This window comes from Pistricoccus aurantiacus, from assembly GCF_007954585.1.
GTDB classification, from domain to species: domain Bacteria; phylum Pseudomonadota; class Gammaproteobacteria; order Pseudomonadales; family Halomonadaceae; genus Pistricoccus; species Pistricoccus aurantiacus.
In genome coordinates, this window is record NZ_CP042382.1 from 1,628,249 (window position 1) to 1,648,200 (window position 19,952).

General features: G+C 62.7%; 18 protein-coding genes and 1 tRNA gene. 10 read left to right on the forward strand and 9 right to left on the reverse strand.

Features of this window, described 5'->3' with window-relative positions:
• Nucleotide 1: 1 nt before the first annotated feature.
• Nucleotides 2-928 (reverse strand): oligopeptide ABC transporter permease OppB, encoded by a 927-nt coding sequence (oppB, locus tag FGL86_RS07820; protein WP_147184045.1) that lies wholly within the window; start codon nt 926-928, stop codon nt 2-4.
• 70 nt (nt 929-998) lie between these two features.
• Entirely contained in the window at nt 999-2,591 is a 1,593-nt protein-coding gene (locus tag FGL86_RS07825; RefSeq protein WP_147184046.1) for a peptide ABC transporter substrate-binding protein, read from the reverse strand.
• Between the two features lie 237 nt (nt 2,592-2,828).
• On the opposite strand from FGL86_RS07825, the gene prfB reads away from it, so the two are divergent.
• The 3 genes from prfB (at nt 2,829) to FGL86_RS07840 (ending at nt 5,975) form a co-directional block, all read left to right on the forward strand.
• A protein-coding gene (prfB, locus tag FGL86_RS07830; RefSeq protein ID WP_147184047.1) for a peptide chain release factor 2 occupies nt 2,829-3,927 on the forward strand; the annotation gives its coding sequence in 2 pieces (ribosomal slippage) (nt 2,829-2,903 and nt 2,905-3,927; 1,098 coding nt in all).
• 39 nt (nt 3,928-3,966) lie between these two features.
• Nucleotides 3,967-5,475, forward strand: a complete 1,509-nt coding sequence (gene lysS, locus FGL86_RS07835; protein ID WP_147184048.1) for a lysine--tRNA ligase — start codon at nt 3,967-3,969, stop codon at nt 5,473-5,475.
• Nucleotides 5,476-5,588: 113 nt separating this feature from the next.
• On the forward strand, nt 5,589-5,975 hold the full coding sequence (locus FGL86_RS07840; protein WP_147184049.1) for a hypothetical protein: 387 nt from the start codon (nt 5,589-5,591) through the stop codon (nt 5,973-5,975).
• Between the two features lie 75 nt (nt 5,976-6,050).
• Here FGL86_RS07840 and FGL86_RS07845 read toward each other — a convergent pair whose 3' ends face one another.
• Nucleotides 6,051-6,407 (reverse strand): hypothetical protein, encoded by a 357-nt coding sequence (locus FGL86_RS07845; protein ID WP_246131766.1) that lies wholly within the window; start codon nt 6,405-6,407, stop codon nt 6,051-6,053.
• Nucleotides 6,408-6,629: 222 nt separating this feature from the next.
• On the opposite strand from FGL86_RS07845, the gene FGL86_RS07850 reads away from it, so the two are divergent.
• Nucleotides 6,630-7,190: an HdeD family acid-resistance protein gene (locus FGL86_RS07850; RefSeq protein WP_147184050.1), complete on the forward strand. Its 561-nt coding sequence runs from the start codon at nt 6,630-6,632 to the stop codon at nt 7,188-7,190.
• 54 nt (nt 7,191-7,244) lie between these two features.
• Here the strand turns inward: FGL86_RS07850 and FGL86_RS07855 are convergent.
• Nucleotides 7,245-7,320: transfer RNA gene (locus FGL86_RS07855), tRNA-Thr, on the reverse strand.
• An 82-nt stretch (nt 7,321-7,402) separates the two neighbouring features.
• Between FGL86_RS07855 and FGL86_RS07860 the strand changes: the two genes are divergently transcribed.
• On the forward strand, nt 7,403-7,900 hold the full coding sequence (locus tag FGL86_RS07860) for an META domain-containing protein (protein WP_147184051.1): 498 nt from the start codon (nt 7,403-7,405) through the stop codon (nt 7,898-7,900).
• Between the two features lie 18 nt (nt 7,901-7,918).
• On the opposite strand, the gene FGL86_RS07865 is transcribed toward FGL86_RS07860, so the two are convergent.
• Complete coding sequence (locus tag FGL86_RS07865) at nt 7,919-8,749, reverse strand: acyl-CoA thioesterase (RefSeq protein WP_147184052.1); 831 nt, start codon at nt 8,747-8,749, stop codon at nt 7,919-7,921.
• A gap of 93 nt (nt 8,750-8,842) precedes the next feature.
• Between FGL86_RS07865 and tadA the strand changes: the two genes are divergently transcribed.
• Complete coding sequence (tadA, locus tag FGL86_RS07870) at nt 8,843-9,376, forward strand: tRNA adenosine(34) deaminase TadA (protein WP_147184053.1); 534 nt, start codon at nt 8,843-8,845, stop codon at nt 9,374-9,376.
• Here tadA and mltF read toward each other — a convergent pair.
• Nucleotides 9,346-10,821: a membrane-bound lytic murein transglycosylase MltF gene (gene mltF / locus FGL86_RS07875; protein WP_147184054.1), complete on the reverse strand. Its 1,476-nt coding sequence runs from the start codon at nt 10,819-10,821 to the stop codon at nt 9,346-9,348. The two genes, tadA and mltF, sit on opposite strands and share 31 nt — an antisense overlap.
• 196 nt (nt 10,822-11,017) lie before the next feature.
• Between mltF and purL the strand changes: the two genes are divergently transcribed.
• Nucleotides 11,018-14,956 carry a phosphoribosylformylglycinamidine synthase gene (purL, locus tag FGL86_RS07880; RefSeq protein ID WP_147184055.1) on the forward strand — a complete coding sequence of 1,313 codons (3,939 nt, stop codon included), beginning with the start codon at nt 11,018-11,020 and terminating at the stop codon, nt 14,954-14,956.
• A 336-nt stretch (nt 14,957-15,292) separates the two neighbouring features.
• Nucleotides 15,293-16,084 carry a Crp/Fnr family transcriptional regulator gene (locus FGL86_RS07885; protein ID WP_186764496.1) on the forward strand — a complete coding sequence of 264 codons (792 nt, stop codon included), beginning with the start codon at nt 15,293-15,295 and terminating at the stop codon, nt 16,082-16,084.
• Nucleotides 16,085-16,110: 26 nt separating this feature from the next.
• Here the strand turns inward: FGL86_RS07885 and FGL86_RS07890 are convergent, their stop codons facing one another.
• Both FGL86_RS07890 and FGL86_RS07895 read right to left on the reverse strand, forming a co-directional pair.
• A complete protein-coding gene (locus tag FGL86_RS07890) occupies nt 16,111-16,818 on the reverse strand; it encodes a Crp/Fnr family transcriptional regulator (protein WP_147184057.1) in 708 nt (235 codons plus the stop codon).
• Nucleotides 16,819-16,895: 77 nt separating this feature from the next.
• Nucleotides 16,896-17,603, reverse strand: coding sequence for a Crp/Fnr family transcriptional regulator (locus tag FGL86_RS07895; RefSeq protein WP_147184058.1), 708 nt, complete (start codon nt 17,601-17,603; stop codon nt 16,896-16,898).
• 239 nt (nt 17,604-17,842) lie between these two features.
• Here FGL86_RS07895 and FGL86_RS07900 point away from each other — a divergent pair, with 239 nt between their 5' ends.
• Both FGL86_RS07900 and FGL86_RS07905 read left to right on the forward strand, forming a co-directional pair.
• Complete coding sequence (locus FGL86_RS07900; protein WP_186764497.1) at nt 17,843-18,574, forward strand: Crp/Fnr family transcriptional regulator; 732 nt, start codon at nt 17,843-17,845, stop codon at nt 18,572-18,574.
• 202 nt (nt 18,575-18,776) lie between these two features.
• Nucleotides 18,777-19,226, forward strand: coding sequence for a DUF2501 domain-containing protein (locus tag FGL86_RS07905; RefSeq protein ID WP_186764498.1), 450 nt, complete (start codon nt 18,777-18,779; stop codon nt 19,224-19,226).
• A gap of 21 nt (nt 19,227-19,247) precedes the next feature.
• Here the strand turns inward: FGL86_RS07905 and FGL86_RS07910 are convergent, their stop codons facing one another.
• Nucleotides 19,248-19,706: an alkaline phosphatase family protein gene (locus FGL86_RS07910; protein WP_222433812.1), complete on the reverse strand. Its 459-nt coding sequence runs from the start codon at nt 19,704-19,706 to the stop codon at nt 19,248-19,250.
• Nucleotides 19,707-19,952: the final 246 nt, after the last annotated feature.

The following is a 19,952-nucleotide window of genomic DNA, read 5'->3' on the forward strand; positions in this document are numbered from 1 at the left end:
GTCAGTCGTCGTAGCGAATTTGCGGATCAAGGGCGGAGTAGAGCAGATCGACCACCAGGTTGAGCAGCACGATCAGCGCTCCGTAGAACACCACCGTGCCCATCACCAGGGTGTAATCCCGATTCAGCGCCGCCTGAACGAAGTAGCGGCCGATGCCCGGGATGCCGAAGATCTGCTCGATGACCACGGAGCCGGTGATGATGCCGGCGATGGCCGGTCCCAGATAGGAAAGCACCGGCAGCAGCGCCGGGCGCAGGGCGTGACCCAGGATCACCCGGGTTTCCGAGAGCCCCTTGGCCCGGGCGGTGCGAATGAAATGGCTGCCCAGCACCTCGATCATCGAGGCGCGCATCATGCGCGCCAGATAGGCGATCTGCTGGATCGCCAGGGCGATCACCGGCAGCACCATGTTCTGCCAGGCGCCGCCGTTCCAGCCCCCCACCGGTAGCCAGGCGAGGATGACGCCGAACACCAGCGCCAGGATTGGCGCGATGACGAAGTTGGGCACGGCGATACCCGCCAGGGCCACTCCCATCACCGCATGATCCACGGCGGAGTTGCGCTTGAGCGCCGCGATCACCCCCAGCGGCAGGCCGATGACCAGCGCCAGCAGGATGGCCCAGAAACCCAGTTCCAGGCTTACCGGAAAGCCCTGGGCGATCAGGTCCGTGACGGAGAAGTCCTTGTACTTGAAGGAAGGTCCGAAATCCCCCTGCAGCAGGTTGCCCATGTAGCGCAGGTACTGCATGGGCAGAGGCTCGTCGAGATGGTAGGCGGCCTTCAGGTTGGCCTCGATCTGCGGCGGAAGCCGGCGCTCGCCGTCGAAGGGGCCACCCGGGGCGATGCGCATCAGGAAGAACGAGATCGTGATCACGATCAGCAGGGTGGGAATCGCCATCAGCAGGCGCTTGAGGGTATAGGTCAACATGCGCTATCTCGTTTGCCCACGCCGGAAAGGCGGCGTGGGCACGGGGCGTTAGAGAAAGAAACCCTGGGGCTTACTGCTCGATGCTGATCCAGCGCGATGGGTGGTCGTCGGAGACGTTGTCCTCCCAGCCGTCCAGGGCGGGATTGACCAGGTTGCGCGAGACGTAGTAGAGCAGCGGCACCAGGGCGTAGTCGTCCAGGGCCAGCTGTTCCGCCTGCTCGAGAAGCTTCTCGCGCTCTTCCGCGTCCAGGGTGGTAGCGGCCTCGTCCAGCAGGGCATCGTATTCCGGGTTGGAATAGGCGCCGTAGTTGTTGCCTACGCCGGACTTGAGCAGGGTCAGAAAATTCTCCGCGTCGTTGTAGTCGGCGATCCAGCCGGCTCGGGCCACGTCGAAGTCGCCCTGCTGAATGGTCTGATAGTGCACCGTGGCCTCGGAATTGATCATCTCGACGTTGATTCCGAGCGGGCGCCACATGGCGGCCATGGCCACGGCGATCTTCTTGTGCTCGTCGGAAGTGTTGTAGCGAAGCCGCAGCGTCAGGGGGTTGCCTGGTCCGTAGCCGGCGTCCTCGAGCAGCTGCTTGGCCTTGGCCATGCGCGCGTTCATGTCATCGCCACCAAGCTTCATCTCCTGGACGTCGTAATTGTCCGTGCCTTGGGGCACGAAGGAGAGCGACGGCAAAAAAGTGCCGGCCATGATCTGCTCGGAGAGCACGTTGCGCCGGGCCGCCAGGTTAAGCGCTTCCCGCACCCGCTTGTCCGCGGTGGGGCGACCCTCGCGGTGGTTGAGCACGTAGTAGTAGGAACCCAGATAGGGCGCCATGTGGGTGGCGTCCGGCAGGTTGTCCTTCAGCCACTGATAGCGGCTGGAAGGGTAATCCCGCAGGATATCGATCTCCCCGGCACGAAAGCGCGAGATACCGGCGTTGCGGTCTTCCGTGGTGTGGTAGTTGACCTGGTCCAGACTGACCTCCGCCGCGTCGTAGTATTCCGAGTTCTTGACCGCGGTGATACGGGACTGGGAAATCCACTGGGTGGGCGTGAAGGCGCCGTTGGTGGCGATGTTGTCGAGCTTTACCCAGGCATCGCCGTATTCTTCCACGCTGTGCTTCGGCGCCGGGTAGGCGGTGTAGTGGGTCAGCAGTTGGATGAAGTAGGGGGTCGGGGCGTTGAGGGTGACCTGAAAGACCTTGCCGTCCTCCAGGGATTCGACCCCCAGGGCATCCAGGGGCTTGTCGCCGACGTTGACCGCCTCGGCATTGACCACTGGATAAAGCATATAGGCGTACTTGGAGGCGTTCTGCGGGTCCAGCATGTGCTGCCAGCCGAACACGAAATCCTCCGCGGTGACCGGCTCCCCGTCGGACCACTTGGCGCCCTCGCGCAGATGGAAGGTGTAGATCCTGCCGTCTTCGGAGACCTCCCAGTCCGTGGCCATGCCCGGCAGGATCTCGCCGTCCGGCGCCTTCTTGACCAGCCCTTCGTAGACGTCCATCAGCACCTGGGATTCCCAGACGCCGCCGGACACCTGGGAGGTATCGAAGGAGGCGAGTTCGCCCATTACCCCGATATCCAGGGTCTGGGCCTGCAGCGGGCCGCTGAGCAGGACGACGCTCAACCCGGTGGTCAAACCCGCCAGCAAGGTGGATCGTAGATGGCGCATGCAATTTCCCTTCGCAGTGAGTTGTCGTTGTTTAAAGCGATTCACGGGGTTGATGTAAGCGGTTAGCGAACTTGTTATAAGCGATTAACGGGCTTGTTCGATCAAAATGTCTCATCCTCGCAAGGGAAAAGTCTAGTCCCCGAGCCTTATTCGCCGCCGCCGTGACGCTACGCGGCTTGTTGGCTACAATACGTCGCCCTGATTCATTAATTCATTTGTGCTTTTCCAAGGATCACCATGCTGGAAATCAACCCGCTGACCCAACGCATCAAGGACCTGTCCCAGCGGACAGACGTCCTGAGGGGGTACCTTTGACTATGCCGAACGCAAGGATCGGCTAGAGGAGGTCACCCGCGAACTCGAGAATCCGGACATCTGGAACGACCCGGCCTACGCCCAGAAACTCGGCAAGGAGCGCTCGAGCCTGGAGCAGATCGTCGCCACCATCGACGAGCTGGACCAGGGGCTTTCCGACAACGCCGATCTGCTCGAGCTAGCGGCGGAGGAAGACGACGAGGCGACCGTCGCGGAGGTCGAGAAGGAGTTGGACGGTCTGGACCGGTCCCTGGAAAAACTCGAGTTCCGGCGCATGTTTTCCGGCGAGATGGACGAGAACAACGCCTATCTCGACATTCAGGCCGGCTCCGGCGGCACCGAGGCACAGGACTGGGCCAACATGCTGCTACGCATGTATCTGCGCTGGGCGGAGCATCATGGCTTCAAGACGGATATCGTCGAACTCTCCGCCGGCGACGTGGCGGGCATCAAGTCCGCGACGATCCATATCCAGGGCGATCACGCCTTCGGCTGGCTGCGCACGGAGACCGGCGTGCATCGGCTGGTACGCAAGAGTCCCTTCGATTCCGGCGGGCGCCGCCATACCTCCTTTGCCTCCGTGTTCCTTTCCCCGGAAATCGACGACAGCTTCGAGGTGGATATCAATCCGGCGGATCTGCGTACGGACACCTACCGCTCCAGCGGCGCCGGCGGCCAGCACGTCAACACCACGGATTCCGCAGTGCGCATCACCCACGAGCCCACCGGCATCGTGGTGGCCTGCCAGAGCCAGCGCAGCCAGCACGCCAACCGCGACTTCGCCATGAAGCAGCTCAAGGCGAGGCTCTACGAGCACGAAATGGAGAAGCGCAACGCCGCCAAGCAGCAGGCGGAGGACAGCAAGGCGGATATCGGCTGGGGCAGCCAGATCCGCTCCTACGTGCTCGACGACCAGCGCATCAAGGACCTGCGTACCGGGGTGCAGACCAGCAACTGCGATCGAGTGCTGGATGGGGATCTGGATCAGTTTATCGAAGCCAGTTTGAAGCAAGGCCTGTAGGCCACGGCTCTCCGCTCAAATTTCTAGACAGGTAGTGACATGGCCAACCAGGACCAGACCCAGCAGGACGAGAACCATCTGATCGCGGAGCGCCGCGCCAAGCTCGCCGCCAACCGTGAGCGAGCCGCCGGTCTCGGCAGGAGCGCCTTTCCCAACGACTTTCGCCGGGACAGCCTGGCGGCGGAGCTGCAGGCGGAACTCGGCGACAAGGAGAAGACCGAGCTGGAAGCGCTGGGTCGCCAGGCGGCGGTGGCCGGGCGCATCCTTAGAAAGCGCGGGCCCTTTATCGTCATCCAGGACGTGTCCGGGCAGATCCAGCTCTACTTGGACAAGAAGGGCCTGGCGCCGGAGGTGCTCGAGGAGGTCAAGGGCTGGGACATCGGCGATATCGTCGGCGCCCGGGGGCCGGTGCACAAGTCCGGCAAGGGCGATCTCTACGTGATGATGCAGGAGGCGCAGCTGCTCACCAAGAGCCTGCGTCCGCTGCCGGACAAGTTCCACGGCCTGACGGACATGGAAGCGCGCTATCGTCAGCGCTACGTGGACCTGATCATGAATCCCCAATCCCGCCGGGTCTTCGAGGTACGCGCCGGCATCATCTCGGCGATTCGTCGCTTCTTCGAGGCCCGCGGCTTCATGGAAGTGGAAACCCCGATGCTGCAACGCATTCCCGGCGGGGCCACCGCACGGCCCTTCGTCACTCATCACAACGCCCTGGGTATGGACATGTATCTGCGGGTGGCGCCGGAGCTCTATCTCAAGCGCCTAGTGGTGGGTGGGTTCGAGCGGGTTTTCGAGATCAACCGCAACTTCAGGAACGAAGGCCTGTCCACCCGGCACAATCCCGAATTCACCATGCTCGAGTTCTACTGGGCCTACGCGGACTATCGCGACCTGCTGGACTTGACCGAGGAAATGCTGCGTCAGGTCGCCAGTGAGGTATTGGGTGACCTGGTTCTGACCTATCAAGGCACCGAGTACGACCTATCCCGCCCCTTCGCCCGGCTGACCCTGCGCCAGGCGATTCTCGAGCATGGCGAGAATATTCAGGAAAGCGACCTGGATAGCCTCGAGTCAGCGCGCGCGCTATGCAAGCGCCTGAGCATTCCCGTCAAGGAGAGCTGGGGCCTGGGCAAGCTGCAGACGGAGATCTTCGAGGCAGTCGCCGAGCCCAGGCTCGATCAGCCGACCTTCATCACCGAATATCCCGCGGAAGTCAGTCCTCTGGCCCGGCGCAACGACGCCAATCCCTTCGTCACCGACCGCTTCGAGTTCTTCGTCGGCGGCCGGGAAATCGCCAACGGCTTCTCCGAGCTCAACGACGCGGAAGACCAGGTGGAGCGTTTCAGGGCCCAGGTGGCGGAAAAGGACGCCGGCGACCTGGAAGCCATGTACTTTGACGCGGACTATGTGCGCGCCCTGGAATACGGCCTGCCGCCTACCGCCGGGGAAGGCATCGGCATCGATCGGCTGGTGATGCTGTTCACGGACAGCCCCTCGATCCGCGATGTGCTGCTTTTTCCGGCGATGCGTCCGGAAACAGAGTAGGCCGCGCGAGCAGCTCGAGAGGAAGCGGCGGAATAAATTGGTAAGAGTCGCGGTGAGTGACCATAATGATCGACGTTTCCAGGTCGCGAAACGTCCGTCGAGGAGAAAGTCCGATGAAACTGCTCAACCGCTCCGCTCTGAGCGTCAAGCCCACCCAGGACTTCGTGGACTGGGTCAACTCCCTGGCGCCCACCGTCGGCGACGATGATCTGACCCTCGACGACGTCAGCCGGGAAAGCACCGTCTATCTGATTCCCGAGATGGAGACCCAGGACGCCTTGGAAACCTTCGTGCGCGAGCGTTATCTGGATGTGCTCGAGTCGGAACTGCGCGCCTGGGAGGAAGACGAACTTCAGTGGCCGGAAAGCCTCGACTGGGGACTGTTCCAGCGCTTCCTGAGCGTCGAGCACAGCTACCTGGCCATCGACCTGGACAACGACACACCGCTGGAAATCGCCGAAGTCGACGATGCCCTGCTGCTGGACATGCAGCAGGACTGACTCGGGATAGAGGCTGGCTCAGGTGCCGGATAATTAATCCGCCAGCGCTACCTCGAAAGAGGCTATTTCAAAAAGCTATTTCGAAAGACGTCTGGCGTTGGCGGTAGTGCGCTTGTGCAGCGGCTTCAGGGTGCGTTGACCCGTGGTCCACCAAGGCGTCATTCGGCCGCCGCCGAGCATGTTCATCCAGGCCTTCTGCATCTGAGTGCCGACTTCCCAACTTGCCGCGAGTTTCTCCATCACCATGCGTTGATTTTCCAGCATCATCTTCGGGTCGAAGGGCGACTGGGTTTGCCACAGGTCCGTGCGTGCGTTGATTGTCGAAAATGCCGTGGCCCACATTTCCAGGGCCATGGTGCTCAGTTTCCAGACATCGAACATGGCGTTAGGCGACATGGGAACCATGGTGGACATACGGATTTGCTTACGCATTCTGCTCTCCATGAGCGTTGCCGAACCGCGAGATGCGAATCGAGTACCCCCAGTCTTACGCCGCTCCGTGCTGCAGTGCAATAACCCAAGTGATCAGTTCTGAAAAATTACGTTGTCCGTCGGGCCTGGCTTCTCGAAGACACCTCGCCAAGCCTGTCGACGAGCGTTAGGCTAGGGTATGGCATGGCTTCTCAGGATAAATCCCTACAGGAGGTAGTTATCATGGCGCTTCGCCCCCGTAATCCATTGCTGGACCATCTAGCCGGACACTGGAAGGAACTGCTGGTCGTCGGTGTCGTCTTTGCCCTGCTCGGCGCCTTGGGGCTCGGCGCGGTCGGCCTGTTCACCCTGGCCGGGGTGATGTGGTTCGGCATCATGATGCTGCTGGCGGGCTTGATACAGATTCTTCAGGCCTTTCGTAGTTCAGGCTTGACCCGCAGCCTGGTCTTTCTGGCGATGGGGCTGATCTATGCGCTACTGGGGCTTTACGCCATTCTCAACCCCGCCGGCGCGTCCTCGGCGCTGACGCTGGTCATCGCCATCTTCATCGGCCTGGTGGCGGTGCTGCGACTGCTGCTCGCCTGGCAGCTCCGTGGCGCCGCCAATACCCTGTGGCCCATGCTGACCGGATTCGTGGGACTGCTGCTGGCCTGGATGATCTTCGCCCAGTGGCCTCAGTCCGGAGAGTGGGTGATCGGCCTGTTTCTCGCCATCGAGCTGCTGATGAACGGCATCATGCTGATTCTGCTGGCCTTTGCCGCCAAGGACAGGGAGATTCGGTAGCGGAGGTCATGCATGAAGTCGCTGGCAGGAGCCGTGCTTCAGCACGACGCTGCCTGGTGCCGGTGATAGGAGTCGAACCTACGACCTTCGCATTACGAATGCGCTGCTCTACCAACTGAGCTACACCGGCAGGAGGAGAGGGCTCAGATGATAATGATAAATGCCGGTGCCTTCTACCCCCGGCTACAGGTCGGGCGGGGGAATCGGTTACCATGCATGCCCTTATGTATCTTGGAGAAATCCTGATGATGAATTTCCGTCGCGTGGCGGTGTTTGCCTTTCTACTGTCGATGCTGGCCGGTTGCGCCGGTACGCCGTCTCAGCAATCGGACAACGATGGGGGCGAGGTGACGACCAAACCGGACGTGACCCTGACCAATACCTACTGGAAGCTGATGAGCCTGGCGGGCGAGCAGGTCACGGTAGGGGAGGGGCAGCGCGAGCCCAGCATCCTGCTGCGTCGGGACAATCAGTGGGTCTCGGGGTATTCCGGATGTAACGTTCTCAAGGGCAACTACCAGCAGGACGAGCAGCAGCTCAGTTTCGAGCAGATGGCCACCACCATGATGGCTTGCCCGGATATGGAAACCGAGCGCACCTTCCTGGATGCGCTCAACGCCACCGCTAGCTGGAAAGTTCAGGGCGAGCGGCTGGAGCTGTTCGATGCCAGCGGCAGGCGGCTGGCGACCTTTGGGGCACGCTACTTCTGACGGATTGCACAGGCACGTTTAGCGCCTGGGTTCGCGCATTCGAATCAGTCCTTCCTGGGCCGTCGAGGCGATCAGGCGGCCCTGGCGGTCGTAGATACTGCCCCGGGCAAAGCCGCGAGCGCCGCCGGCCCAGGGGCTGTCCAGATCGTAGAGCAGCCAGTCGTTGACCTGCGGATGCTGATGAAACCATATCGCATGATCCAGGCTGGCGATCTGCAGCCGCGGATTGGTGAAGTTCACGCCATGGGCGATCAGGGAAGTGGCCAGCAGGTTGAAGTCGGAGCTGTAGGCCAGCAGGTAGCGGTTGAGATTTTCGTCCGCCGAGAGCTCGCCCTTCAGGCGGAACCAGATGCGCTGGCGCGGCGGCAGCTCCCGGCCGTTGCCCGGATCATCGAGGTGATACAGCAGTTCGACGGGATGGCCCTTGAATCGCTGTACCTTGGCGCCGGCGGCGACCAGGTCCTCCGGGTTCTCGAGCCCGGGCATGGCGAGCTGGTGGGCCAGGCCTTCTTCCTCACCATGAAAGGAGGCGCTGCAGAAGAAGATCGTTCTGCCATGCTGAATGGCGCTGACCCGCCGGGTGGTGAAGCTGCCGCCGTCCCGCACCGGGTCCACCTGATAGATGACCGGCTGCTTGGCATCCCCGGGGTGCAGGAAGTAGCCGTGCAGGGAATGGGCGCGACGCGAGCTGTCGAGGGTCTGAGTGGCGGCGGAAAGCGCCTGGCCGAGCACCTGGCCACCGTAGAGCTGGGGAAAGCCGAGGTCCTGGCTACGGCCGCGAAACAGATATTCTTCCAGGCGTTCCAGCCCCAGCAGGGCGACCAGATTGTCGAGTGCTTCTTGTGCCATCATTGAATCCCGGACTTGTCGATAAAAGGTTATCTCGCCAGACCATGATCATACGCGCGTTTCATTTTTTCCGCACAGCCGGTGAACGCCGCCATGCGTAGCGACGGCTATTACATGCACCGGGCGCTGGATCAGGCCCGTCTGGCGAGCGCCGCCGCGGAAGTGCCCATCGGCGCGGTAGTGGTGAACCCGGCGGGAGAGATCATCGGTGCGGCGCACAATGCGCCGATCTCCCGCCACGATCCCAGCGGCCACGCGGAAATTCTCGCCCTGCGCGCCGCCGCGGCGCATCTCGCCAATTATCGACTGAGCGGCTGCACCCTCTTCGTCACCCTGGAGCCTTGCCTGATGTGCACCGGCGCCATCATCCACGCCCGCATCGCGCGGCTGGTCTATGGCGCCCCGGAGCCAGCCACGGGCATGGCGGAATCCCGGGCCAACCTGTTCGCTCAGCCCTGGTTCAATCATCAGGTGGAAGTCGAGGGCGGAATACTGGCGGGACAGTCCCAGCGGCTGCTGCGGGATTTCTTCGTCGAGCGTCGCCGGCAGGGCAACCGGGACACCGATTCCACTCCTTATAATACCGGTTCCGCGCCTTATAACACCGGTTCCACCACATCGAAATGACCGTCTTCCGGCAGATTGTCGGAAATTTCCACGGGGCGATCCTCCAACTGATAGTACTGGCGCTGGCTGCGTTCCAGATAGTCGAGAATCTCGTAGTAGCGGCGGATGTTGCGCACGTAGATGACCGGCTCGCCGCCTCGCGCGTAGCCGTGGCGGGTCTGTTCGTACCACTGGCGTTTCTGCAGCAGCGGCAGGGCTTCGCGAACGTTCGTCCAGCGGTCCGGGTTCTTGCCGCGCTGCCTGGCCAGGCGCCGGGCGTCGTACAGATGGCCCAGGCCCACGTTGTAGGCGGCCAGGGCCATCCACAGGCGGTCGTCGCCGGTAATGCTCTCGGGCAGCCGGTCCAGGATCCCGCGCAGATAGCGCGCGCCGCCGTCGATGCTCTGGGCCGCGTCGAGACGATTGGTGACGCCGACTTCCTTGGCGGTAGGGTTGGTCAGCATCATCAGTCCGCGCACCCCGGTAGGGGAGGTCGCCGTGGGGTTCCAGTGAGACTCCTGATAGCCCACCGCCGCCAGCAGCTTCCAGTCGAAACCGGTATCCCGGGCCGCCTGACGAAACAGGTCCGCGTAATCCTCGAGCCTGGCGTTGGCCTGCTGGATGAAGGTGCGGGCCCCCACGTATTCCAGGTAGTCGTCGTGACCGAAATAACGCTCGAACAGGGCGTCGAGAACGCCGTCGCGACGCATTTCATCCAGAAATCGATTGGCTTCCCGCTGCAGGCCGATGCCTTGTCCGGCATCGAACACCCAGGCCATGCTGAGCGGTTCGCCGAGGGGAAAGCCATCCTCGACCCCGGGGAAGAACAGGCGATTGAGCTTGAACTGATGCCGGTAGACCACCGCCGCATCCAGCCGTCCGTCCTCCACCCGCTGCAGGAGATCCGCCACCTCCAGTTCCGCCGCCTCGCGCCAGCCCAGCGCCGGCCAGTCCTGCTGCAGCTGTCGCAACAGCTCCCCGATGCCGGAATCGTGAATGATCCCCAGCTTCTTGCCGATCAGATCCTCGATCTCGCGCACCGGGGGAAGCCCCCGGCGATAGATCACCAGCGGCTGCAGGTTGAGGATCGGCTGGCTGTAGTGGATATCTTCCTGGGCCGTCTGCAGGGGCAGGGCGGCGGCGCCGATGTCGCCCTTGCCGGATGTGACCGCCCGCACCACGGCGGCGATGTTGTCCTCCACTTCCACTGCCAGGCTGACCCCCAGATAATCCGCGAAGCGGCGCATCAGCTCGTAATCGAAACCCGAGGGGCCGTTGCGCCCCTGATAATAAATGGTCGGGGCGTTACGGGTCACCATGGTCAGGAAATCACGGGACGCGATCCTCTCGAGCTGAGGATTGCGATAAGCCTGCTGCCAGTAAGGCACTAGGGTCAACGCGACGACGCTACCCAGCAGCAGGTACCAGCGGGCATGACGGCGCAGATGGGCGAAGAGTCTGTACATGGCGGCACGAGTGGCTGGCAGGATTGTCACGATAGCGAGCGAGCCGCCGGCTGTCACCAACGCAATTTCGCTTGCCCCCGGCTTTCCAGTATCATTGGTGGCCCTTTGCCGATGCCCGCGGCGAGCCCTTTCACGACCTGTCGTCCACGACTCGCCGCGCGGCCAACACCTTTCGTTCTTCAGAGGCTGGATCGATATGCTCGAACTGCGAGGCGCGCCCGCTCTTTCCGATTTTCGTCATGCCAGGCTATTGGCCGCCCTGAAGGCCCAGGTGCCCGAGGTGGAAAGCCTCGGCGCCGACTACGTGCATTTTATCGATCATCAGGACGAACTTGACGATCAAGCGATAGCGGTACTCGAGCGCCTGCTGGACTACGGCCCGACACGCCGGGCGGACAGCCCTCGAGAAGGCCATCTCTTCCTGGTAGTGCCGCGCCTGGGCACTCAGTCCCCCTGGTCCTCCAAGGCCACGGAGATCGCCCGCAACTGCGGCCTCGATCGGATCAAACGCATCGAGCGCGGTATCGCCTATCGCATCAAGCTCGACGGCACCCTTCAGGAAGCCGCCTTTTACGCCATCGTCGCGGCCCTGCACGATCCCATGACGGAAACCGTGCTGGCCAACGCCTCCGACGCGATCAAGCTGTTTCGCCACCAGTCCCCGGCGCCCCTGGGCAAGATCGACCTGCTGGAAGGCGGGCGCAAGGCCCTGGAGGTCGCCAACGACGCCCTGGGGCTGGCCTTGGCGGAAGACGAGATCGACTACCTGATGAGCGCCTTTCAGGGACTCGATCGCAACCCCAGCGACGTCGAGCTGATGATGTTCGCCCAGGCCAACTCCGAGCACTGCCGGCACAAGATCTTCAACGCGGACTGGATCATCGACGGCGAGGCTCAGCCTCGCTCCCTGTTCGCCATGATCAAGCACACCCATGAATGCTCTCCCGAGGGGATTCTCTCCGCCTACAGCGACAACGCGGCGGTGATCGAGGGAAGTCGGGCCGGGCGTTTCTTCGCCACGCCCTTGACCAATGAAAAGGATGGCGGACACGCCGGCTACGCCAGCCATCGGGAGCCCATCGATATCCTGATGAAGGTGGAAACTCACAACCATCCCACGGCGATCGCCCCCTATCCCGGCGCCGCCACCGGCGCCGGCGGCGAGATTCGCGACGAGGGCGCCACCGGCGTGGGCGGCAAGCCCAAGGCGGCGCTGACCGGCTTCAGCGTCTCCAACCTGCGTATTCCCGAGTTCCTGCAGCCCTGGGAGGCCTTCGACTACGGCAAGCCGGCGCGCATCAAGAGCGCCCTGGACATCATGCTCGAAGGCCCCATCGGCGGCGCTTCCTACAACAACGAGTTCGGCCGCCCCAACCTGGCGGGCTATTTCAGAAGCTACGAGCAGGACGTGCTGAGCGCGGACGGCATCGAACGACGCGGCTATCACAAGCCGGTGATGCTGGCCGGAGGCTACGGCAACATTCGCCGTCAGCACGTGGCCAAGGGCGAGATTCCCGTAGGGGCCAGGCTGATCGTGATGGGCGGCCCGGCGATGCTGATCGGCCTGGGCGGCGGCGCCGCCTCCAGCATGGCCTCCGGGCGTTCCAGCGCGGACCTGGACTTCGCCTCGGTGCAGCGGGACAACCCGGAAATCGAGCGCCGCGCCCAGGAAGTGATCGACCGCTGCTGGGCTCTGGGCGATGCCAATCCGATCCGCTTCATCCACGACGTGGGGGCCGGGGGGCTGTCCAACGCCTTGCCGGAGCTGGTCAAGGACGGCGGGCGCGGCGGTGCCTTCGAGCTGCGCCAGGTGCCCAGCGCGGAGCCGGGCATGAGCCCGCTGGAAATCTGGTGCAACGAGGCCCAGGAACGCTACGTGCTGGCGGTGGCCCCGGAAGATCTCGATACCTTCGACGCCCTCTGCGTTCGCGAACGCTGCCCCTATGCGGTGGTCGGCGAGGCGATCGAGGCGCATCATCTGAGCGTCGAGGACAGCCATTTCGCCACCCGCCCGGTGGATCTGCCCATGAGCGTGCTGTTCGGCAAGCCGCCCAGGATGCAGCGGGAATTCAACCGCCGGACCCTGGAGCGCGCCGGCGTGGCCCTGGACAACCTGGACCTGCGGGAGGCCCTGGATCGGGTGCTGCGGCTGCCGGCGGTGGCCTCCAAGAGCTTTCTGATCACCATCGGCGATCGCTCCATCACCGGGCTCGTCGCCCGGGATCAGATGGTCGGCCCCTGGCAGGTGCCGGTGGCGGACGTCGCCGTGACCACCGCGAGCTTCGATACCCGTGCCGGGGAAGCCATGGCCTTGGGGGAGCGCGCTCCGGTGGCCTTGATCGATCCCGCCGCCAGTGCCCGGCTGGCGGTGGCGGAGGCCATCACCAATCTGGCGGCGGCGCCTATCGAGAAACTCGGCGATATCAAGCTCTCCGCCAACTGGATGAGCGCCGCGGCCCATCCCGGTGAGAATCAGGCGCTGTACGATGCGGTTCACGCGGTGGGCATGGAGCTGTGCCCGGCACTGGGCATCGCCATTCCCGTGGGCAAGGATTCCCTGTCCATGCGCTCCGCCTGGCAAACGCAAGGCGCCGATGGCGAAGTCGAGGAGAAGAGCGTCACCTCGCCGCTGACGTTGGCGATCACCGGTTTCGCCCCGGTCACGGATACCATGAAGACCCTGACCCCGCAGATCAACATGGGGCAGGATGAAAGCGACCTGATCCTGATCGACCTGGGGGGCGCCCGCAATCGTCTGGGAGGCTCGGCGCTGGCCCAGGTCTACGGCCAGGTGGGCAGCGAGTGCCCGGACCTGGACGACGCGGAAGACCTGAAGGCCTTCTTTGGCGTCATCCAGGGGCTCAACGCGGACGGCAAGCTGCTGGCCTATCACGACCGCAGCGACGGCGGCCTGATCGTTACCCTGCTGGAGATGGCCTTCGCCGCCCGAGCCGGGCTCGAGATCAAGCTCGATTGGCTGATCGACGAGCCCATCGAGGCGGTGGGCGCGCTGTTCTCGGAGGAGCTCGGCGCGGTGATCCAGGTCAACCGCAAGGATACCGAGTTTACCCTGACCCAGTTCGCCGCCGCGGGCATCGCCACCTGCGGGGTGATCGCTCGGCCTCGCTACGATGATCAGGTGCGGGTCACCCTGTTCGAGGAACCGCTTCTGGAAACCACCCGGCTGCGCGCCCAGCGCACCTGGGCGGAAACCAGCTATCGGCTGCAGGCGCTGCGAGACAATCCGGACTGCGCCAAGAGCGAATTCGACGGCCTGCTGGATGGCCGCGATCCGGGCCTATCCGCGAATGCCACCTTCGACGTGAACGAAGACATTACCGCACCCTTCGTCAATTCCGCGCGGCCCACCGTCGCCGTCCTGCGGGAGCAGGGGGTCAACGGCCAGGTGGAAATGGCCTGGGCCTTCCACCACGCCGGCTTCGAGGCGGTGGACGTGCACATGAGCGATATCATCAACGGGCGGGTCACCCTGGAGCAGTTCAAGGGGCTGGTGGCCTGCGGCGGCTTCTCCTTCGGCGACGTGCTGGGGGCCGGGGGCGGCTGGGCCAAGTCCGCGCTCTACAACCCGCGGGCCCGGGAGCAGTTCGCCGCCTACTTTCAGCGCAGCGACAACTTCGCCCTGGGGGTGTGCAACGGCTGCCAGATGCTGTCTCAGCTGCGGGAGCTGATTCCCGGCACCGAGAACTGGCCGCATTTCGTGCGCAACGAGTCGGAGCAGTTCGAGGCCCGGGTGTCCATGGTCAAGGTGGAGAAGAGTTCCTCGATCCTGCTGGCGGGCATGGAAGGTTCAAAGCTGCCCATTGCGGTGGCTCACGGCGAGGGCCGGGCGGAGTTTCGCGACGGCGGCCATCTGCGCGCCATGCAGGGCAGCCATCAGATCGCCCTGCGCTATGTGGACAACTACGGCCAGGTCACCAGCCGCTACCCGGCCAACCCCAACGGCTCGCCGGCGGGTATCACCGGCCTGACCACCCCGGACGGCCGGGTCACGGTGATGATGCCCCATCCGGAGCGGGTCGCCCGGGCGGTCACCAACGCCTGGCGGCCCGCGGAATGGCGGGAAGACGGCGCCTGGATGCGCCTGTTTCGCAATGCCCGGGCCTGGCTGGGCTAGATCTCTCCCTCCCCATCGAACGTTTCATCCTGGACATCGCCCCGCCTGGCATCGCGCCACCAGGCGGGGCGATATCGTTGTCGATGGCTTGTCTCTATTTCTTTGTGCGTTTTCCATATCGGATACATCGGAAATCTGATGTTTCAAAAAGACCCTCAACTGTAAGCCATGGTTACAAATAGCCGGCCCTATTCAGCGGTCAAGCGCCGTATTATTAATCTAAGTCAATTATTCACCTATGGCTCCGGCGCACAATGGTTATGCCGCTACATATTCATCACGCCAGAACGAGCCGTACGCGCGTCTGCTCCTTGGGCGATCGAACAGGACAACGGGATGAAACACCAGACCAGTGCCTTGCTCAGTTGCATGGAGCGTTTTCTTGTCCTCGAGGCGGACGAGAAAAGGCTTCTTGGTAAAATGGAAACCGGCCAGCGCTGGGTGCCGCGCCAGACCCTGCTGTGGGAAGCGGGATCGGAGGTCGAACGGCTCTTCATCCTCCAGGAAGGCTGGGCCTGCACCTATCGGGACGACGTGGACGGCAACCGGCAGATCATGGACGTGCTGCTGCCCGGGGATATCGTCGGCCTGCAGGATTTCACCTTTCCTCGGCATTTCGCCGCGGCGGCGATGCTCACCGACGGGGAAGTGTCATGCATCTCCTCTCAGGATATCGGCCACCTCATCCACGTCTCGCCACGGCTGACCATTGCCCTGTTCGCCGCGATGGCGCGGCAGGAGACGCTGGTCACCGAGCGCCTGGCGATGGGGGTGCATCGCGATGCCAGGTCCCGGCTGGCGCATTTCGTGGTCGAGATCCACACCCGGCTGAACAAGCTGGCGCAGACGCCGCTTGCGTCTTTCGAGTTTCCCCTTTCGCAGTCGATGCTGGGGCAGCTGTTGGGGCTTACCCATGTGCATGTCAATCGCGTGCTGGCCCAACTGGAAGCGGATAAGGTGCTGAAAAAGCACCGCCACCATATCGAAGTGTTCGACGCGCGAAAACTTCGAGAAATCGCCGAGTTCGACGACGCCTACCTGGACGATAGCCTGGACGGCCTAGGCGACTACCTGGTGAATCGCGAGAAAGCGCGCCTGTGGGAAGAGAAGACAAGTAGCGTTCGTTGATTCGGTGGTCGCCCCGCGCGGCGACGTCAGCCAAGCCAGCGGTCGTAGTCCCGCTGGGTGATGGCGTAGCACTCGCAGGAAGTCGCTTCGAGACCGGCTCGGTCGAGAATGCTGATCTGGCCCCGGCTGTAGTGGATCAGCGCCCGAGCCTGCAGGGTTCCCGCCGCGGTGGTCACGCCGCTGCGGCGCACCCCCAGCATGTCGGCAAGAAATTCATGGGTGAGATAGAAACGATCCGCCTGGGCGCGGTCCTGGGTCATCAGCAGCCAGCGGGCCAGACGCTGTTCGATGTCGTGAAAATGAAAACAGGCGGCGCCGAGGGAGGCCTGGGCAAGCTGCACGTACTGATAGTGGCCCAGCCGTTCCCGCAGGGGCGCGTCGGCTTTCAGTTCTTCCTGTAGCTGAACAGCGCTCAGCCGCCAGGCGGTACCGGCCCCTTGCACCAGGGCGCGCTGTGGCAGGGCATTGATCCCCAGCACAAGAGACGCGCCGCATAGCCCTTCGTTGCCTACCAGTCCCACCTCGAGAGAGCGGGATTTGCTCATCACCTGAATTAGCGAGATAAAACCGCTCTGGGGGAAATAGACGTATTCCAGCGGCTGATGAGGCTCGCTGAGTATTTCACCGAAGGTGAGCGTCATGGGCTCGCAATGACGCAGCAACCGTCGGCGTGATTCGGCCGGCAGTCCATCGATCAACCGGTTGGCGGCATCGGGTGCGGGAGGGGCGGGCATGCAAGGACCAAGGCACCGGAAGCGCCAGAAATTGGCCGAGAGGGGATGCCAGCAATCTCAAGGACGAAGATGCCTTCTCAATACGTCAGAAGACGATCCGTTTCCTTTCTGACCACAGCGTAACACTCGCAGCTTTGCTCTTCCAGCGCCGCCCGGTCGAGTATCCTGATACGCCCCCGGCTGTACTCGATGATGCCGAGCTTGTGCAGCCGGCGGGCGGCCTCGGTGACCCCTTCCCGGCGTACCCCCAGCATGTTGGCGATCAGCTCCTGGGTCATGACCAGCTGGTCACCGGAAAGGCGGTCCTGGGAAAGCAGCAGCCAGCGGCACAGCTGCTGGTGAATGGTGTGGTGACGATTGCACACCGCGGTCTGAGCCATCTGGGTAATCAAGGCCTGGGTGTAGCGCAGCATCAGGTTCAACAGCGCGCCGTGACGCTCGAATTCCTCCTTCAATAGATGGCTTTCCATTCGGTAGGCATGCCCGGCGCTCTGCACGATGGCTCGACTGGTAGTGCTTTCGCCGCCCATGAATACGGAAACCCCCGCCAGGCCCTCCTTGCCGACCACGGCGATTTCCGCCGAGGCACCATTCTCCATGACCTGCACCAGTGAAATGATGGTGTCCGTGGGAAAGTAGACGAAATAAGCCGCGTCGTCCGCCTCGTAGATAATCTTTCCTAGCGGCAGCGATACCCGCTCGAGATGCGGGAACAGGCGATCCTTGACCTCTTGGGGCAAGGCAGCCAGCAGCTGATTCTGATCGGGGGAAGGGGTTACGGCCATCAATGGCTTCCTGGGATCAACTCATTCAATACCTTTCATAATATCGCTTGGTCGTGATGCCCGTATGTACGTTACCGCACATAACTGGTTTGCCTGGGTATCGTTGTCGGCGGCGGTGACAAGATCGGCGTTCAAGGTGGAGGTTGATCAAAAAAAACGTCTTGTGTCCGGTAGCGCACAGAAGCGCCCGGCGATTTCTTGGTATGAATAAAAAAATCGACAGCGGCAAAGAAACCGACATGGCTTATCGTAGGACTCATCCCGGGAAGGATTGGCTGCCAGCGAGCCTTGGCGCGACCGCCGATCTTGAAGAAGGCAATGTGCGTCTGCTGCGTCGTCTCGAAAGCGTTTCCGAGCCCAGAGCCTGTGGGCAACTGCTCTGGGGCTCGAACGACCCGATCAAGCAGCTGTACGTGCTGCAAAACGGCTGGGCCTGCAGTTACCGGGACGAGCAGGATGGCCGGCGCCGAATCATCGATGTCTTTCTCCCCGGGGATATCCTCGGCCTGAAAGACTATACCTTCAGCACTCACGGCAGCGACGCCGCCATGCTCAGTCACGGGCGGGTCGCGTCCTTTTCCCTGCATGAGTTGATCGATCTCGTTCAGGCCTCGACGCGCCTGGCGATTGCGCTGCTGAATTCTGCAGCGCGCCAGGCAAACCGATTCACGCTGCGCATGTTGGCCAACCGGCACCGCGACCCGAGCGTGCGTCTGGCGCATTTCCTGAAGGACATTCATCTTCGCCTGCGGGAGGCGGGCAAGGGCGACGCGACCCATTTCTACTGCCCGCTTTCCAGAAGCCAGCTCGGGAGCCTGCTGGAACTCTCCGGCCCGCAGGTGGATAGCGCCCTGGGTGCCCTGGAAGCGGCGAAGATAATGAAAAGGCATCGCCATCACATCGAACTCCGCGACCAGGAGCGCCTGTTTCATGCAGCTGGTCTCGCAGCCCCGGATCGCGGGTGGGCCTGACCGCTGACCCATGCTTTTCTTGTTGTCCCCTGGTTGTAAACATTACTTTAATCTGAGTTAACAAAAGCTACGAAACACTTCTCGCTCCGGTTCGTCGGCGGCGTTTATGCTGTCAGCGGCGCGAGGCGGCGGCGCCTGTTTCAGTCGCGGCCCTGGCGTCGATATCGCGCAACCTCATTCGATCATCATCGGGAGTCATTTCATGAAATCGGGTTCCCTTTCCTCCGCCCTGCTGGTCCTGTCCCTGGCGGTCGCTCCGCTTGCCTCGGCGCAAAGCATGGACAGTCTCAAGGATCGGGCGGGGGCTATGCTTTCCGGCCAGTCGGGGGCCTCCGGCGGCTCAATGCTGGGCTCGCTGTCTTCCGGCGCCTTCCATCTCGGCAGCATGCAGAACGTGGCGGGAGTGCTCGGCTACTGCCAGAAGCAAGGCTATACCAAGAGCAAAACCGAGATGGTCAAGGAAAAGCTGATGGGTAAGCTCGGGGGAGAGCAGGAAGCGGAACAGGACATCGGCTATCAGCAGGGGCTCAAGGGCGTGCTGCAAGGCGAAAACGGCCAGGGCTTCAACCTGAGTTCGCTCAAGGATCAGGTCGGCGAGAAGGCCTGCGGCCTGGTCGCCGATCGGGCGATGTCCTCCTTCCTGGGAGGATGACCCTGGGAGAATGACCGCCCTTCAACGAGAGTCGTCGTCTTCCAGCGCCTCCGTGATGGCCCGGCCTCGCCACACATCCGGCGGGGTCAGTCTCAGGATATAGGCGAGGGTCGCGGCGGTGTCGTAGGTGACGATCGCGGACCGCAATTTTCCCTTGGCCGGCACGCTTTTTCCGAAGATGATCCAGGGGATCTCCATTTCCAGGAGGGTCTCCCCGCCGTGGCCCTTGCCGATCCCGCCGTGATCCGCGGTGAAGAGGATGATGGAATCCTCCATCATGCCGCTGTCTTCCAGGGTATCGAGGAGCCTTCCCATCAGGGCGTCGATCCTTTCCACTTCCCGATAGTATGCCGGGGTGTCGTGTCCTGTTTCGTGGCCGACCGCGTCCGGTTCGTTGAAGTGGATGAAGGTCAGGGCGGGTTTTTCCTCGACGATGAATTCAAGCGCCCTTTCCAGGGTCTTTTCTTCGTTGTAGCCCAAGCCGGTGTCCACCAACGAAGGGGTGGCGGTGATGCCGGCGGACGGCTCCCCCTATATTCGCCTGCAAGGGGATGGCTGGATGCCCTATCCCGGTGGATAAGGTTTGATAGAAGGTTTATCGCCTGTTTGACGCCCGGCTCCGACCGGGCGTCTTTTCGATCCGGAATCTTTTTTTTCGTCGCTATCCTGTTTTTATGACAAGACGCCTTTCTTATGCCATAACATCATTGCAGGACAAGGCCCTGC

Bases quoted from the DNA above. Each gene is read 5' to 3' on its own strand.
- oppB (WP_147184045.1), bottom strand. From the start codon at position 928: ATGTTGACCTATACCCTCAAGCGCCTGCTGATGGCGATTCCCACCCTG.
- FGL86_RS07825 (WP_147184046.1), bottom strand. From the start codon at position 2,591: ATGCGCCATCTACGATCCACCTTGCTGGCGGGTTTGACCACCGGGTTG.
- lysS (WP_147184048.1), top strand. From the start codon at position 3,967: ATGGCCAACCAGGACCAGACCCAGCAGGACGAGAACCATCTGATCGCG.
- FGL86_RS07840 (WP_147184049.1), top strand. From the start codon at position 5,589: ATGAAACTGCTCAACCGCTCCGCTCTGAGCGTCAAGCCCACCCAGGAC.
- FGL86_RS07845 (WP_246131766.1), bottom strand. From the start codon at position 6,407: ATGCGTAAGCAAATCCGTATGTCCACCATGGTTCCCATGTCGCCTAAC.
- FGL86_RS07850 (WP_147184050.1), top strand. From the start codon at position 6,630: ATGGCGCTTCGCCCCCGTAATCCATTGCTGGACCATCTAGCCGGACAC.
- FGL86_RS07860 (WP_147184051.1), top strand. From the start codon at position 7,403: ATGCATGCCCTTATGTATCTTGGAGAAATCCTGATGATGAATTTCCGT.
- FGL86_RS07865 (WP_147184052.1), bottom strand. From the start codon at position 8,749: ATGGCACAAGAAGCACTCGACAATCTGGTCGCCCTGCTGGGGCTGGAA.
- tadA (WP_147184053.1), top strand. From the start codon at position 8,843: ATGCGTAGCGACGGCTATTACATGCACCGGGCGCTGGATCAGGCCCGT.
- mltF (WP_147184054.1), bottom strand. From the start codon at position 10,821: ATGTACAGACTCTTCGCCCATCTGCGCCGTCATGCCCGCTGGTACCTG.
- purL (WP_147184055.1), top strand. From the start codon at position 11,018: ATGCTCGAACTGCGAGGCGCGCCCGCTCTTTCCGATTTTCGTCATGCC.
- FGL86_RS07885 (WP_186764496.1), top strand. From the start codon at position 15,293: ATGAAACACCAGACCAGTGCCTTGCTCAGTTGCATGGAGCGTTTTCTT.
- FGL86_RS07890 (WP_147184057.1), bottom strand. From the start codon at position 16,818: ATGCCCGCCCCTCCCGCACCCGATGCCGCCAACCGGTTGATCGATGGA.
- FGL86_RS07895 (WP_147184058.1), bottom strand. From the start codon at position 17,603: ATGGCCGTAACCCCTTCCCCCGATCAGAATCAGCTGCTGGCTGCCTTG.
- FGL86_RS07900 (WP_186764497.1), top strand. From the start codon at position 17,843: ATGGCTTATCGTAGGACTCATCCCGGGAAGGATTGGCTGCCAGCGAGC.
- FGL86_RS07905 (WP_186764498.1), top strand. From the start codon at position 18,777: ATGAAATCGGGTTCCCTTTCCTCCGCCCTGCTGGTCCTGTCCCTGGCG.